At 31.9% G+C, this 17,241-nt stretch carries 12 protein-coding genes; 11 read left to right on the top strand and 1 reads right to left on the bottom strand.

The annotated features are described in order from the left end of the window. Window positions 1-9: 9 nt before the first annotated feature. The 4 genes from ACYEKI_RS09560 (at window position 10) to ACYEKI_RS09575 (ending at window position 7,321) form a co-directional block, all read left to right on the top strand. Complete coding sequence (locus tag ACYEKI_RS09560) at window positions 10-1,527, top strand: RagB/SusD family nutrient uptake outer membrane protein (protein ID WP_459210965.1); 1,518 nt, start codon at window positions 10-12, stop codon at window positions 1,525-1,527. A gap of 11 nt (window positions 1,528-1,538) precedes the next feature. Then, the gene (locus ACYEKI_RS09565; protein WP_459210966.1) at window positions 1,539-2,705 is read left to right on the top strand and encodes a SusF/SusE family outer membrane protein; all 1,167 of its coding nucleotides are present in this window, start codon (window positions 1,539-1,541) and stop codon (window positions 2,703-2,705) included. 17 nt (window positions 2,706-2,722) lie between these two features. After that, window positions 2,723-4,423, top strand: coding sequence for a SusF/SusE family outer membrane protein (locus ACYEKI_RS09570; protein ID WP_459210967.1), 1,701 nt, complete (start codon window positions 2,723-2,725; stop codon window positions 4,421-4,423). A 75-nt stretch (window positions 4,424-4,498) separates the two neighbouring features. After that, window positions 4,499-7,321, top strand: a complete 2,823-nt coding sequence (locus ACYEKI_RS09575; RefSeq protein ID WP_459210968.1) for an alpha-amylase family glycosyl hydrolase — start codon at window positions 4,499-4,501, stop codon at window positions 7,319-7,321. 80 nt (window positions 7,322-7,401) lie between these two features. Here the strand turns inward: ACYEKI_RS09575 and ACYEKI_RS09580 are convergent, their stop codons facing one another. Next, window positions 7,402-7,812 (bottom strand): helix-turn-helix domain-containing protein, encoded by a 411-nt coding sequence (locus ACYEKI_RS09580; protein ID WP_459210969.1) that lies wholly within the window; start codon window positions 7,810-7,812, stop codon window positions 7,402-7,404. Window positions 7,813-8,088: 276 nt separating this feature from the next. Between ACYEKI_RS09580 and ACYEKI_RS09585 the strand changes: the two genes are divergently transcribed. From ACYEKI_RS09585 to ACYEKI_RS09615, 7 genes are all read left to right on the top strand, one after another. Beyond that, entirely contained in the window at window positions 8,089-8,307 is a 219-nt protein-coding gene (locus tag ACYEKI_RS09585) for a hypothetical protein (RefSeq protein ID WP_459210970.1), read from the top strand. Between the two features lie 257 nt (window positions 8,308-8,564). Beyond that, a complete protein-coding gene (locus ACYEKI_RS09590) occupies window positions 8,565-8,765 on the top strand; it encodes a hypothetical protein (RefSeq protein WP_459210971.1) in 201 nt (66 codons plus the stop codon). A 62-nt stretch (window positions 8,766-8,827) separates the two neighbouring features. Next, window positions 8,828-10,102: a DUF6734 family protein gene (locus ACYEKI_RS09595; RefSeq protein ID WP_459210972.1), complete on the top strand. Its 1,275-nt coding sequence runs from the start codon at window positions 8,828-8,830 to the stop codon at window positions 10,100-10,102. A gap of 22 nt (window positions 10,103-10,124) precedes the next feature. Continuing rightward, on the top strand, window positions 10,125-11,723 hold the full coding sequence (locus ACYEKI_RS09600; RefSeq protein WP_459210973.1) for a vitamin K epoxide reductase family protein: 1,599 nt from the start codon (window positions 10,125-10,127) through the stop codon (window positions 11,721-11,723). 7 nt (window positions 11,724-11,730) lie between these two features. After that, window positions 11,731-13,935: a peptidase domain-containing ABC transporter gene (locus tag ACYEKI_RS09605; protein WP_459210974.1), complete on the top strand. Its 2,205-nt coding sequence runs from the start codon at window positions 11,731-11,733 to the stop codon at window positions 13,933-13,935. Between the two features lies 1 nt (window position 13,936). Then, window positions 13,937-15,235, top strand: a complete 1,299-nt coding sequence (locus ACYEKI_RS09610) for an HlyD family secretion protein (protein WP_459210975.1) — start codon at window positions 13,937-13,939, stop codon at window positions 15,233-15,235. 177 nt (window positions 15,236-15,412) lie between these two features. Then, entirely contained in the window at window positions 15,413-17,218 is a 1,806-nt protein-coding gene (locus ACYEKI_RS09615) for a DUF885 domain-containing protein (RefSeq protein WP_459210976.1), read from the top strand. Window positions 17,219-17,241: the final 23 nt, after the last annotated feature.

A 17,241-nucleotide genomic window follows, 5' to 3' on the forward strand; every position in this document is an offset into this window, starting at 1 on the left:
AGAAGAAATATGAAATTTTCATTTAAAATAATAGCAGTATTTTTATTAGGACTTACGCTAACTAATTGTACTGATTTAGATACAGAAAACTCAGATTTTCTTTTAGGAGATCAATATCCAGAAAATGAGTTACAAGCAATTCGTGTTGCAAACCCTGTATTTACAAGAACACAAGGATTACTTGACTGGGGTGGATGGTGGTTCACCCAAGAAATTCCATCAGACGAAGCTGTTGCCCCAACTCGTGGAGCAGACTGGGATGATGGTGGAAAGTGGAGAGTATTACACCAACACACTTGGGGTAGTAATACCGAAGCTGTTACACAATTATGGAACTTAATCTATGATGCTGTTCCTAGAGCAAATAGAGCTATCGAATTACTAGAAGTAAATGCTGATGGTAATGACGAAATTGCAAACGTACTTGCTCAAACAATTGTAGCTAGAGCATTCTATTATTATTTAGCTATCGATAATTTTGGAGATGTTCCTTTCCCTAGAACTTTTACTGGAGCTGAGCAATTTCCATCTAGAACTGCAAGAGCAGAAGTTTTCAATGCAATCGTACAAGATATCTTAGATAATGTTGATAAATTATCTGATCCTACTCCTGGTACTAATGCAAGTAGTATCAATAAAGGTACTGCTTATACTTTATTAGCAAAATTATACCTTAATGCAGAAGTGTATACAGGTACTCCAAGATGGCAAGATGCGATTGATGCTGCTGATATGGTGATGAGTTTTGGATATAGCTTAGATGCAAACGCATTAGATCCATTTAAAATTGATAATGTAGCTTCTACAGAAAATATCTATACGATAGCTTATGATGAAGATAACTTTAATGGATTTAACCTTCACATGCGTTCGTTCCACTACTTATCTCAACAAACTTTCGGAATGGCTGTTCAACCATGGAATGGATTTGCTGTACAAGAAGAGCATTACAATACTTTTACTGCTAATGATGTAAGAGCTCAAGAAGGTCTTTTAGTTGGTCAACAATTTACATTAACAGGAGAAGAGATTATTGATGATGTTGCTAGTGCAAACTTAATTTTAACACCTAACATTCCTGCTTTATTAATGGACGCTGGTTCATTTACTGCAAATGAGTTCCGTAACTCAGGAGTACGTGTTGCAAAATGGCAAGTTGTTGAAGGTGCTACTGATAATTTAAGCAATGACTTCCCTATTTTTAGATTAGCAGATGTTATGCTTACAAAAGCAGAAGCCTTAAAAAGGTTAAATCAAGATCAAGGAACTGTAGATAATTTAATGAATCAAATCAAGACTAGAGCTAATGCTCCTACAACAGGAAACTATACATTAGACGAAATTCTTGAAGAAAGAGGAAGAGAATTACTATGGGAAGGATATAGAAGACAAGATTTAATTAGATATAACAGATTTAACCAAGCTTGGTGGGAAAAGAACGCATCTGATCCTACAAGAAACATCTTCCCTATTCCGGAATCAGCTCGTAATGCTAACGGAAATTTAGGTCAAAACCCTGGTTACTAAAAAGAAATCCTATGAGAAAAGTTAAATATATATTAGTTGCACTATTGGCTGTAGGTTTATGGTCATGTAGTGACGACGATGCTGATTTAAATATTTTAGGCGGTGAGACATTAAACTCTGCCGCTACATTAAATACTCCAGATGTTACATCATTTGAGGTGATTGAAACTGTTGATGGTAGTGTTGATGGAAACGAAGACACAGAAGCTGCTCAATTTTCTTGGAGTCAAGTTGAAGGAAGCTATAATGGAGCTATATTAAATACTCTGCAAATCGATATTGCTGGTAATAACTTTAATACTGCTACTAGTTTACCATTAAATAGCGAAGGAACTGTAGAGTTAACTCAAAGTGTAACTTTTGGACAGTTAAATGAGGCTATAAATCTAATTAATGATCAACTTACTACTGCTGGATCTCCATTAAGTGTTGATTTTGCTAATGGATCAGAATTTGAAGTACGTGTAATGAGTGCTTCTCAATCATCTGGTGATCAAGCATTCTCTACTCCTATTACAATTACAGTTAAAGGTATCGAGCAAATTATTGTAGCAGAACCAAAACTATTTATTGTTGGATCTATCCAAGGATATTATGGAGTAAACAACTGGACTCCTACTGAAGCAATAGAATTACGTTATATTGGTGATGGTACTACTAGAGTATTTGAAGGATATATCAAAGCTAGTGCAAGCGATGAATTTAAACTTGTTTCTAATCAAGCTGCATGGGATGATTTAGTAGGTAACTACGGTACTATAGGAGGTGTTCAAGATGGTAACCTAGAAAATAGTGGAGCGAGTGGTAATATCACTGTTTCAGAAGACGGAAATTACTACCTTCAAGTTGATATCGATAATTTAACTTATAGATTAATCAAAATGGAATGGGGTGTAATTGGTGATGCTACTCCAGATGGTTGGACTAGCGAAACTGCTATGACTTACAACTTTGACGAAAATAAATGGGAAGTAACTATCACTCTTGTTGCTGGTCCATTCAAATTCAGATCAGTACAATTATCTCAAGAGATTTTTGGTGAAGACTGGAAATTTAACGTAGGTACAGGTCTTACTGCTTGGGATACAGGAGATGGTAACTTTGAAATAGCATCTGATATAGATGGTGTTACTGTATCATTTGATGTAGCAGGTAATGCAACTGTAACTGGATTATAAACTTAAAGAGTACGATTATGAAAAAAATATTATATGCATTCACTGTAGCTGCTGCTTTGAGTTTTCAAGCCTGTACAGATGATGATATCACTATAAATAATTTTGACACTGAAGACGGTACTTTATTATCTGCTTCAGCACTTGTTGCACCTACAACGACTTCTTTCATTATAGAAAGAACAACTGATGCTGTAACTGGAAATGAAGCTACAGAAGCTTTGGCTCTTTCTTGGGAAGCTGCCGAAACTACAACAAGCGAAGCTATCAAGTATTTTGTACAAATGGATTTAGAAGGGAATAGCTTTAATAATGCTACAACTTTACCATTACGTACAGAAGGTACAGATGCTACTTCTTTGGCTTTATCATTTGGAGATTTAAATACAGGTTTAAACCATTTAAATGATATTTTAAAAGCTAAAGCTTCTCCTCTATCAGTTGCTTTTGGAGATGAAAATGCAATACAACTTAGAGTTCAAGCAGTACTAGGTGCTGCTATAGCTAAAACTTATTCTGAGCCAGTTTCTATTACTGTTACTCCTTATTTTAATGGATTAGTAGATAACTTAGTTATCTCTAGTAGTGCTTTTTCAGATGTTGCTTTAGCTGTAAACGAAGGTATTTATGAAACACGTTTAGAATTAACCGCTAATAGTACTTTCAAAATCTTTGCAGAACCTGTAGCAGATGCTATTAGTTATAACTATGATTTCTTTACTGCTAATGAATACACTATTGCTAGTGAATTAGAAGCTGGTACTGATAATGATTTTACATTTACTGGTGCAGATGGTAATTGGGATTTAGTAATTAACACCTTAGAACGTACAATTACTATGACTCAAGCTATCATTCCTGATAACTTATTCATGGTAGGTTCTCATAATGGTTGGAATAATGCCGATCTTTCTCAGCAATTCAATACAACAGGAGACGGAGTATTTACTCGCGTACAACGTTTTGATGCTGGTGCAGAATTCAAAATGATCCCTACTTCTGGTTCTTGGGATGGTGACTGGGGTGAAGACCCTGCAAGTGCCGGAAGTATTATCCAAGATGGTGAAAGCAACATTAGCGTAGCAGATGCAGGAAACTATGTAGTTACTGTTAACTTTAATACCTTAACTTTTGATCTAAGATTAATCTCTGAGACTTTATTTATGGTAGGTTCTCATAATGGTTGGAATAATGCTGATGCTACTCAAGATTTTTATACATCAGGGAATGGAGTATTTACAAGAATTCAACGTTTTGATGCTGGTGCAGAATTCAAGATGATCCCTACTTCTGGTTCTTGGGATGGTGACTGGGGTGAAGACCCTGCAAATGCTGGAAGCATTATTCAGGATGGCGAAAGCAACATCACTATAGCTGATGCTGGAATTTATAAAGTAACTATTGATTTTGAAACATTAACGTTTACATTGACTAATGGTATCCCAGAAGATCTATTTTTAGTAGGTTCTCACAATGGTTGGGATAATAGTACTGCTGGTGCTTTTACAAAAACGCAAGAAGGCGTATTTACCATTACTCAAACGTTAACAGCTTCAGACGAATTTAAGTTCTTACCTACTTTAGGTTCATGGGATAATGATTGGGGAATTGATGGTGACGGAATGCTTATCCGAGATGGAGAATCAAATGTAACTTCAACCGGTGATGGTACTTTTGTAATCACCGTAGACTTTAGAAAAGGAACAGTTACTCAAATGTAATTGTAATCCAGATATTAAAAAGGCTGTTTTATACCAAAAACAGCCTTTTTACTTTAATCTATAATTCTTATTATTATGAAAAAAATTGCTTTAATGTTCCTTTTGTTTTGTTCTAGCTTTATGATAGCTCAAATACAAAATGGAACATTTACTATAACTCCTGCCACATTTAATGTGGATGACGAAATTACCATTACAGTTTCTGATATCGATCCGAGTATATGGGGTGTATCTGATATTTTCCTATGGACTTGGTATTTTGATTCAAATGACAATCTTGGTGGTCCTACTACTAATGGTGATTGGAATAACTCTGATGATCGTCAACGATTCACAAACAATGGTGATGGAACTTATTCTTTTGTGATGACTCCTTCTACTCATTTTCAAACTACAGATATTGTACGCATAGGTGTTTTGGCTAAAGCTAAAAATGGAGATGGTGATAAAAAAACACCTGACCACTTAGTAGATGTTGGTGTTTTTCAAATCAACCTTACTGCTCCTACTGAAGATTTAAGTATTGTTGATCCAGGAAATGGTTTTACAATCACAGCTAATTCTGGTTCAAATGCAAATTATGTATTGTATGCAAACGGAACAGCTGTAAACACACAAAATAACATCACAAACTATACGTATACTCATACTATAAACGAAAGTATTCGCTTTAGATTAGAAGTTACAGATCCTACAAGCTCAACAACAATAACAGAAGAATTTGCTGCTATTACAACACCTGATCCTACAGAAGCAGCCGTTCCTGCTAATATGAAAGATGGTCTCAATCTAGATCCATCTGATTCTTCTACTGCAACTCTTGTAATGTATGCTCCAGGAAAAAACTTTGTTCATGTTATCGGAAATTTTAACGATAATGATTGGACTGTGTCAAATGAATACTTATTAAATAAAGACAGTAGTTCAGACCGTTTCTGGATTACACTTAATAACTTAGATGACGTAGAAACTGACATTTTATATCAATATGTAGTTGATGGCGAACTTAGAATTGCAGATCCTTATTCTCCTATGATTTTATCAGAGACAAATGATCAATTTATCAATGATACTACTTTTCCTAATCTTCCAGATTACCCAACAGGAAAAACATCAACTGCTGTAACATGGTTTAATCCGCAAACTGCTTCTTTTGATTGGCAAGTAACAAACTTTACTAAACCAGCCAAAGAGGATTTAGTTATATATGAAATATTAATACGTGATTTTGATGCATTACATTCATTTGATGCTGTAAAAAACAGATTAGATTACCTTCAAGATTTAGGAGTAAATGCTATTGAGTTAATGCCTGTTTCTGAATTTGATGGTAACGAAAGTTGGGGGTACAATCCGTCATTCCATATGGCATTGGATAAGTATTATGGTACTCCTACTGCTTTTAAACAATTAATTGACGAATGCCATAGAAGAGGTATTGCTGTTATTGTAGATGTTGTATTTAATCACGCCTCTGGTCAACACCCTTTCTATAGAATGTGGAATACTGATAATGGTGGTTTTGGTGGAAATGCGTCTGCAGATAGTCCGTTTTTTAATGAACAAGCAAGGCATTCTTATAATGTATTTAATGATTTTAATCATCAATCTACAGCTACTCAAGACTATGTAAAAAGAGTTTCTCAATATTGGATAGAAGAATATAATGTTGATGGTTTTAGATGGGATTTAACCAAAGGTTTTACACAAAACTGTGGAGGGTCTAATCAAGAAGCTTGTACTAATAACTATCAAGCAGATAGAGTTGCTGTATTAAAACAATATGCAGATAACCAATGGGAAATTGATCCGGATTTCTATGTTATTTTTGAGCATTTAGGTTCTGGTGGATCTTTTAACGAAGAAACAGAATGGTCAAATTATCGTTTAAACGAAGGTAAAGGAATCATGTTTTGGGGTAATAGCAATCATGCGTATAACGAAGCCACAATGGGATACCATGATGGTGGGAAATCAAATTTCTCTGCGGTTTCTTACTTAGAAAGAGGTTGGTCAACTCCAGCTAATATTAGTTATATGGAGAGTCATGATGAAGAACGTTTAATGTATAAAAACTTAAGATTTGGTAATGCTAGCGGAAGCTATTCTGTAAAGAATTTATCAACGGCATTAGATCGTATAGAATTAGCCGCAGCATTTTATTTTACCGTTCCTGGTCCTAAGATGATTTGGCAATTTGGAGAGTTAGGCTATGATTTTTCTATTAATTATTGTACAGATGGTTCTATTAATGACAACTGTCGTGTAGGAAATAAACCTATTCGTTGGGATTACTTTAACGATCAAGATAGACGTGATGTTTATGATATGTTTGGTACTTTAATTGATTTAAAAAAGACTGAACGTATTTTCAAAACTAACGACTTTACAATTGATTTATCAAGAACGAATGGATTAAAACGTATTCATCTTACAGATAACAATGCTACAGGAGATGAAATCAAGTATGTCACTATTCTAGGTAATTTTGGTGTTACAACTCAAAACATAATTCCTGATTTTCAAGAAACAGGAACATGGTATGATATCTTAGATAATAATGCTTCTTTTAATGTTTCTGATGTTAGAAACTCTATTAGTCTAGCTCCAGGAGAATTTAAGATTTATGCAAATGAGGCTAGAGTATTAAGTGTATCAGAATTTACTAATTTAAGAAGTTTAACTGTTGTCCCTAACCCTACACAACATAGTTTCAGTATTCAAGAAACTGTAGAACAACTTAAAATTTATACAATTACTGGTCAATTAATTCAAACATACAAAGGTAATTTTGAAGCAGGTCACTCTTTTTCTGTTCAAAATATTCCTTCTGGATTATATCTTGTACATATCCAAAACGAAAAAGGAAACGCTATTAGTAAACTAGTAAAAAGGTAATTTTTATTAGAGACTAATCTTAAAAAAAGCACTCATATAAGAATGAGTGCTTTTTTAATTTTATAAAAAACTGCTATAATTTATAATTTATTCTTATTTGTCAAAATATCAATGGCTATAGCTTGACCTTCACTTTTAAATAGTAATTGAATAAATTTATTTTCTTTTAAATTATCTATGTTCTGTGTTATATAAGCTGCTATTTCATCTGCTGAAGCTTCTACTCCACCTGCATTAAACAATGTTATCTTTTCATTTAAATTGCACTTTTTATCCTTAAACATTGTTCCTTTCCCCATAACTAACCAATCATAATTAAGGTCTGGAAAACGCTTTAATATCTTTTCTAATGTTTTACGGCTAGGTTCTCTTTTTTCGTTAATAATTCTTCCTATAGTTGAATTTTGAGAATATCCTAGCTCTCTACTTAAACTACTTTTATTCAAATTATAATGCTCTATAATTTGTTGAATTCTTTTATACCCTCCCATGTTTTATATAAAAATTATGACCTCACTAATTATAGACTTCAATACTTTTAATCGTAATCAAAGTAACTTTGGTAATCATAAGTTTTAATTATATTTCTATTTTCTAAACGAATTATTTTATCCCTATAAAGATTGAGCTTAAAACAAAAGATTCATATACTTTTAACAAACTTTTAGCAAACCTATCGATTATCAAAGCTATTATTTGAGATATATTTGTGATATATCAGTCTTCCAGATAATTTATTTTTTTTAATCACATCAAATCATTACTCTATGAAAGAATATCAAAATAACGTATTGTATTATTTAGGCATAGATCGTAACGATTTCACTCATAAGATATTAGAAAAAGATCAATATTACCTCGCTTTAGATCATAAAATAAAAGAACTTTATTACGCAGGAATTCCATTATCAAAAGCTGCTAGTTTAATGTTACAAAAGGCTAATACTTTACTTATACATATGCTTCAACAAGATGCTGTAGCCTAAACAATAATAACTTTATTGTATAAATTATTATTGTCATTCTTATAATTCTCTTCCTATATACTTTACACAAACACCTTAACACTATCAATTCATCAAAGAATTAACTTTATATCTCAATTTTCATTAATCACAAATGTTAATTTTATCACAATTACCTTATTCTTATTAACACGAAAACGATTGCGGTTAACCCGTCATTTTTTACCAGTATGATTATTTATTAGATTTATAACTCATTAATTTTTAATTTATTAATCATGAAAAAGTCGGCGATTTTAAGTAAGATCAAAGGAGAGCTTTTAGACAAAGAAGAGTCTAAACAAATTACTGGAGGGTATACAGGAGGTTGTTACCACCCAAGATGTAATAATCATCCTTATCCACCAAGAGGTATCTGGGATAATAGATGTGGATACTTATATTGGGATCCAGCTATTTATAGTTATTGCAAGCCTTAATTTCATCAATCATTAACAAAAAAGGATGCTCAGGCATCCTTTTTTAAATTTAAGTTATCTCTATGAAAATCATTCAAAGTTATTGGACAAAGCCTGCTTATCACAATTCTACCGACATCAACTCTAGATTCAATGGTGGTTGGCCTGATCAAAAAAAAGCATTTTATAGCTTTGCCTTAAGTGCATTATCTATTCGTGAACAATATCAACAGTTAGAATTATATACAGACACAAAAGGTAAACAATTATTTAATGAACTTTTAGAATTACCCTATACTCAAATTCATACTACATTAGACAGTATGGATGATTACGATCCTGGTTTATGGGCCTTAGGTAAACTTAAAGTATGTGCTGCACAGGAAACGCCTTTTCTTCATATCGATAATGATATTTTCTTATGGGACAAAATTGATTATCAGCCTGAAAATTATCATCTTATTGCTCAAAATATAGAAGAAGACTTTCCAAATTATGGAAAATCTTTTAAATACATGCTAGCAAACTTTGATAAGATTCCCAACGAATTACTTAATACTTTTAATAAACATAAAAAAATTCTAGCCTATAATGCAGGTGTTATTGGTGGTACCCAACTGGATTTTTTTAAAGAACTTTCTGAAAAAGCTTTCGATTTAATTCATCAAAATGATCGCCATTTAAAGCACATTAATCTAGGTATCTTTAATACTATTTTTGAACAACAATTAGGTTACAGCATTACAGAAAAACAACAATTAAATATTCAATATCTATACGATCATGTTTCTCCTAATTTTGCAGAAATTATAGATTTTAGTAGTGTTCAAGTACTAACTAATTATATTCATTGTATAGGTTTCGCAAAAAAATCTGTATTTGCATGTGAACAAATCGAAGCTAGATTAGCTTATCATTTCCCAGAATACTATAAGCACATTAATACCAAACTAAGCAAAGAGTTCATTGGATTTGATTCTTCTCAAACTATATCAAAAAGACGTCTTGATTATATTTTTAAATGCTATGATTTTATGGCAAATAATACTATTGATCAGATATGGAATACGCCATTTAAAGTAACTGATAATTGTACTATTGATATAGATTCTTCTCCTATTAAAATCACTTATAAAAATCCTTATAATGATCAATATGAAACACAAAAATTGGATGGATGGAATATGATTATTTTATATTTTATGGAACCTGTAACTATAAGTGAACTCTATGAAGAGTTAATTACTGATCCTGACATTTTAAAGAAATTTAATAGTAATATTTTAAAATTTAAGGCTGATCTTTTATCTTTTGTTCTAGAGAAAACCTTACTTTTGGAGGTATTAAGTCCAATTTAATTTTTGTTCATTCATCAAATCTATGGAAGATTCTTTAGTTTATTTGTTAAAAAACTTACTAAAACAACAAAAAATAAAGATAAATTCAGATGAATTATCTTTTCAAATTTTAAGTCATCCTACCTATCCTAGTTTACACGCAATCACGGGGGTATTAGATCATTTTGGTATAGAAAATACAGCGCTACGTATTCCTGTATCAAACGAAACGTTACAATATCTTGAAGGTAGTTTTTTAGTACAAGTTCAAAATCATACGGGACATCATTTTGTAATTTGTAAAGTTATAAAAGATCGTTTCTATATTACTTTCAATAAAGAGTACAGTCAAGATTTAGATGCCAACGAGTTTTTAGAACTATGGACAGGAGTTTTAGTCTCTGTAGAGGCAAACCAAGAAGAGTCTTCAAATTCATCTTCTCTTAATATTTCTTATAGTGTTATTGGCGGAGCTATACTACTACTTCTTTCACTATTCTTTATTCAAAAACCATCTCTATATACCTCATTACATTTCATACTTACAGCTTTGGGATGTGGTATAAGTGTATTAATTATATTGAAAGAGTTAGGTATTGAATCAAAAGCTTTAAACGCATTTTGTTCTAATGAAGAAAATACTAAAAAAGATTGTGATAAGGTTTTATCATCAGATGGAGCTACATTATTTGGCTTTTTAAAGCTAAGTGATATTTCTTTGATTTACTTTTTTGGTCTTTTACTTTCTTGGATTTTATGTACTATAGGCAATCATAGTTATTCATTAATAACAGCACTTAGTTATACAGTACTACCTATTACACTATATTCTATATACTACCAAGCAAAAGTAGTTAAACAATGGTGTACCTTATGTTTAAGTATTGTTTCTATTTTATGGCTTCAAGTATTCATCAACTATTTTGGTAGTTTTAATTTAGACTTTTTAGACTTAATTTATTTAGATTATATCATAATATTGTTTAGTTTTATAGCCATAGCTGCATTATGGTTTTCCATCGCACCTGCATTAAGACAAGGAAAAGAATATAAAGATTTAAAAATTAAATATTTTAAATTTAAACGTAATTTCTCTATGTTCGATGCAATGCTTAACAAATCTGAGCAGCTTGATATTAACATTTCTGATAAAAATGAGATCATTCTAGGTAACAAAACCCCCAAACCTGAACTCATTATTACAGTAATCACTAATCCATTATGTGGCTACTGTAAAGAAGTACATAAGTTAGTTGAACAAATATTAGACCGTCACTATCAAGACGTACAAATTCGAATACGTTTTAATGTATCGACAGGAAATCTTGATCATGATGGCGTTAAAATTACCGCAAAATTGATAGAACTATATCACACACAAGGAGAAGAAACATGCTTAGCAGCAATGCATGATAGTTATGGTGTTCTTACTCCAAAAGTCTGGATTGAGAAATGGGGAACTCATCAAGACAATTCTTTTGTAAATACCTTAACATCACAATATGAGTGGTGTGTTGCTAATCATAAAAACTTTACGCCAGAAATTCTTATTAACGGAAAAACTTTTCCTAAAGAATACGATCGACAAGATATATTCTTTTTTATAGAAGACCTCGTAGAGCAAAATCAATTAAAAGCTTAACATCTTAATGCCTAAATTTCCTTTTTACAAACAAACAGAATCAAAAGATTGTGGACCAACTTGTATTAAGATTATTGCAAAACATTACGGCAAAATTCTCAATACACAAAAATTAAGAACGCTTAGCGAAACTACAAGAGAAGGTAGTTCGCTATTAGGGTTAAGCGATGCTGTCGAAGAAATAGGTTTTAGATCTCTGGGAGTTAAACTCTCTTTAAAACAACTTTCTGAAGTACCATTGCCTTGTATTCTTCATTGGAATAAGGTTCACTATGTGGTTTTGTACAAAATCAAGAAAAAACGTAATGGAGAATACATTATTTACATCTCTGATCCTGCTCATGGACTAATTACGTATACCAAAGAAGAATTCATTCAAGCTTGGATAGGAAATAATGCTACAGAAACTACTGAAGAAGGTGTTGCTTTATTATTAGAGCCAACTCCTAAATTCTATAGTGATAATATCGATGATAATGATGAAGGATTTGGTTTTAAATTTATTTCAAAATATGTATTAAAATACAAATCATTCCTTCTCCAACTTGTTATAGGATTATCTGCTAGTAGTGTATTACAACTTATATTTCCTTTCCTTACTCAAAGTATTGTTGACGTAGGGATTACCAATCAAGATGTAAACTTTATCTACTTAGTTCTTATCGCTCAATTATCACTTTTTATTGGTCGTACATTGATCGAAGTTTTAAGAAGTTGGATCCTATTACACTTGAGTACACGAATCAATATCTCTCTTATATCAGATTTCTTTATTAAATTAATGAATCTGCCTATTTCATTTTTTGATGTAAAAATGACTGGAGATTTATTACAACGTATTAATGATCATAAACGTATTGAGCGTATTCTTACTATGTCATCGCTTAACGTATTGTTTTCGATGGTTAATCTTATCGTTTTTAGTTTTGTATTGATCTATTATAGCCTATCTATTTTTAGTATTTTTGCAGTAGGTAGTGTCGTGTATTTTGCATGGATTCTAGTCTTCTTTAAAAAACGTAAGAAACTAGATTACAAACGTTTCTCACAAATTAGTGAAGAACAAAGTAAGGTAATCGAACTGGTTAATGGAATGCAAGAAATCAAACTCCATAATGCCGAAAAAAGAAAACGTTGGAACTGGGAATTTGTTCAGGCAAAACTGTTTAAAATATCGATAGAAAACCTTGCTTTAGAACAATATCAAAGTGTAGGATCATCGTTCATTAATGAGCTTAAAAATATCTTGATTACAGTTTTTTCTGCAAAACTTGTTATAGATGGAGATATAACTCTGGGGATGATGTTAGCTATCACTTCTATAGTCGGACAGCTTAACGCTCCTATTACACAATTAATTAGTTTTTTAAGAGAGCTTCAAGATGCAAACATATCTTTAGAACGTCTTTCTGAAATTCATAATAAAGAAAATGAAGAAAATCCAGATGATGAGAAAATCTTCGATATTCCAGATAATGCAGGTTTTGATATTAAGAATATTTCATTTAGATATGTAGGTTCTGATCGTCCTGTATTAGAAGACTTAAACCTTTCTATTCCTGCAAATAAGATTACGGCTGTTGTGGGAGTTAGTGGTAGTGGAAAAACTACTTTAATGAAAATGCTCTTAAAGTTTTATGAGCCTGCAGATGGACAAATCCTAATAGGTAAACATGACTTAAAAAGTATTTCACAAAAAGCGTGGCGTAACAATTTTGGGGTGGTAATGCAAGAAGGGTATATTTTTAATGATACCATTGCTAATAACATTGCTGTAGGTGATGATTATGTAGACAAGAAAAAACTTGCTCATGCAGTAGATGTAGCCAATATTAAAGAGTTTATTGAAGGTTTGCCTCTTTCTTACAATACCAAAATAGGTATGGAAGGTATTGGATTAAGTACAGGGCAAAAACAACGTCTTTTTATTGCTAGAGCGGTTTATAAAAACCCTAGATTCTTATTTTTTGATGAAGCTACTTCGGCACTAGATGCTAATAACGAAAAAGTTATCATGGAAAAATTAGATCAATTCTTTGAAGATAAAACTGTAATGGTTATTGCACACCGTTTAAGTACCGTTAAAAATGCACATCAAATTGTAGTTTTAGATCAAGGAAAGATTGTAGAAGTAGGAAATCATGAATCTTTAATTAAAGAGAGAGGAAACTACTATAACTTAGTTAAAAACCAGTTAGAATTAGGAAGTTAACATGCCAGAAAATCAATTAGACGACATAAAATTACGCAGTGAAGAAGTTCAAGAGATCTTAACTCAGGTACCGCATTGGATGATTCGATGGGGTAATCTGTTGATTTTTATCTTAGTTATTATATTACTTTTCATTTCGTGGCTGATCAAATACCCTGATGTAATTCCAGCCGAAGCGATCATAACTACTGAGATTCCACCTCAGAAAGAATTTGCACAGACCACAGGTAAAATAGATACCATTCTTGTTAAGGATAATCAAATTGTATCAAAAGATACTCCTTTGGCCATTATAGAAAATACCGCAAATTATAAAGACGTATTCTTTTTGAAATCTATTATAGATACTGTTCAAATTAGCAATAAATCATTTACATTTCCTATAGATCAAATTCCGCTTGTACTCTTTTTGGGAGATATTGAAACTGATTATGCGCTTTTTGAAAATAGTTATAATGAGTATCTACTAAATAAAGAATTACAACCTTATTCTAACGAAGCTATCGCTAATCAAGTTTCTTTATCAGAGCTGTATAGAAGACAAGAAAGCTTAAAAGCTCAGGAAAAACTTAGTAAAATTGAACTGTCTGTTAAAGAAAAAGATTATAATCGTCATAAAGTTTTATATGGTAAAGGAAGCATTTCTCAACAGGAATACGATAACAAAGAATTAGAATATTTACAAGCTAAACGTACTTTTGAGAATAATACAGTTTCTTTATCTCAAATCACAGAAAGTATAAGTAATGCAAATAAGACCTCTATTGGGACACAAATCAATAGAAGAAAAGAAGAAATTAATCTTTTTAAAAGAGTTCTTCAATCTTTTAATCAATTAAAAAAGAGCATCAAAGATTGGGAGTTGAGATATGTTCTTAAATCTGATATTAATGGTTACGTTGCCTTTTTAAATTATTGGAATGAAAATCAAACAGTAAACACTGGAGATTTAGTCTTTTCTATTGTACCATTGGAACATTCGTCTTATTTAGCAAAAATAAAAGCTCCTTCTCAAAACTCAGGTAAAATAAAAGTAGGACAAACTGCTAATATCAAGTTAGAAAATTTTCCAGATAAAGAGTTTGGAACATTAAAAGGTACTGTTAAAAAAATATCACTTTTTGCAGATAAAGAAGGAATGTATAGTATTGATGTAGTACTTCCAGAAAAATTAATCACCAGTTATAAAAGAGAGATTCCGTTTAAGCAAGAAATGCGTGGTGTTGTAGAAATTGTCACAGAAGATTTACGTCTTATAGAACGTTTCTTTTATCAGTTTAGAAAGATCATGGATAATTAAAATTATTTACCTCTAAGATACTTAAGAATTCATTTACTAGACCTTTTGATATACTAATCAGTATACCAAAAGGTTTTTTATTTCTCATATTATTTCCTCATTTTAAATATCCTAGTATCATTTCTCAATAAAAGCCTATCTTTAACACTTTACAGTTATTAATATAAACCTATTATCGTGAAGAAATCTATTGTATTTGCTATTGCAGCAGCTGCGCTTACCTTCTCTTGTAAGGATTCTCAAGCCACAAAGCCTGTGCAAAAAGAAGCAACAGAAGTCACTCAAACAAACCAAATTCCGTTTGATCAAGTTTTAAAAAATTATTATGAAGACGGATTAAAGCTTAATCCTATAAATGCTACTTTTGCAGGAGATAATCGTTATAATGATCTTTTTCCTAATGTACTTTCAGATGAATATGCTTCAAAATTAACAAAGTATTATTCAGATTATAAAACGCAATTGGCTAATTATAAAGATGCAGATTTGAGTGATAGCCAAAAAATGAGTAAAGCGGTATTACAATGGGATTGCGATATTAACTTAGAGCGTCTTACTTTTAGACAAGACCTCTTCCCTATCGATCAAATGTGGTCTGTAAACTTGGTTATAGGACAATTAGCCAGTGGTGCTAGTGCACAACCTTTTAAAACCGTAGAAGATTATAAAAATTGGTTGAAACGACTTGACGGATATGTAACATGGCTAAATTCTGCCAAAACAAAAATGGAAGAAGGAATACAGTCTGGATATGTTTTACCTAAATCTTTGATCAAAAAAGTTCTACCTCAATTAGAGGCTTTAACAGTTACAGATCTTGATAAGCATTTATTCTACTCGCCTATCAAAAGTTTACCTGAGACTTTTTCTCCAGAAGAGCAAAAAGAACTCACAACAGCATATCAAGCCATCTTATCAGAAAAAGTAATTCCAGCTTATACAGACTTACACAAATTCATGAGTACAGCTTATCTTGAAGCTGGTCGTGATTCTTCAGGTATCTCTGCTATTCCTGATGGAAAAAAATACTATGACTTTGCTATCAAATATTACACAACAACCACTTTAACTGCTGACGAAATTCACCAATTAGGTTTAAATGAGGTTGCTCGTATTTTGGCAGAAATGGAAAAAGTAAAGCAACAAGTAGGTTTTAAAGGGGATTTAAAAGCATTCTTTGATTATGTTAGAAATAACAAAGAGCTAATGCCTTTTAATACTCCAGAACAAGTTATCGCTAATTTTAATGCGATTCATGAGCGTATGAAACCTCAAATAGAAAAGCTATTTGACATGAAGCCTAAAACACCATTTGAGGTACGTCGTACTGAAGCGTTTAGAGAAGCCTCTGCTAGTGCTGAGTATAATCCTGGATCTCTAGATGGTACACGTCCAGGTATTTTTTATACTCCTATCCCTGATGCTTCAAAATACAATGTTTTCTCAGACGAAGCTTTATTTTTACACGAAGCAATTCCTGGACATCATTATCAAATTTCTTTAACACAAGAAAATCAAGAGTTACCAGAATTTAGAAAAACTTTATGGTATAGTGCTTATGGCGAAGGTTGGGCATTATATACAGAATCTTTAGGGAATGAATTAGGATTATATACAGATCCTTATCAATATTTTGGGATGCTAGGTATGGAAATGCATCGTGCTATTCGTCTTGTAGTTGATACAGGTATGCATGCAAAAGGATGGTCACGTGAAAAAGCTATTCAATATTCTTTGGATAATGAAGCTGAAAGTGAAGCTAGTATTATTTCTGAAATAGAAAGATATATGGCTAATCCTGGTCAAGCATTATCTTATAAAATTGGACAATTAAAAATTCGCGAATTACGTAAAAAAGCCGAAACTGCTCTAGGTGATAAGTTTGATATTAAAGCTTTTCATAATCAAGTGTTAGAGACTGGATGCATTCCTTTAGCACTTTTAGAAGACAAAATTGATACTTGGGTAGCTTCATTAAAATAAGTTTGTTTAATGCTATCTATAAA

Source organism: Aquimarina rhabdastrellae, from assembly GCA_947387485.1.
GTDB lineage: Bacteria > Bacteroidota > Bacteroidia > Flavobacteriales > Flavobacteriaceae > Aquimarina.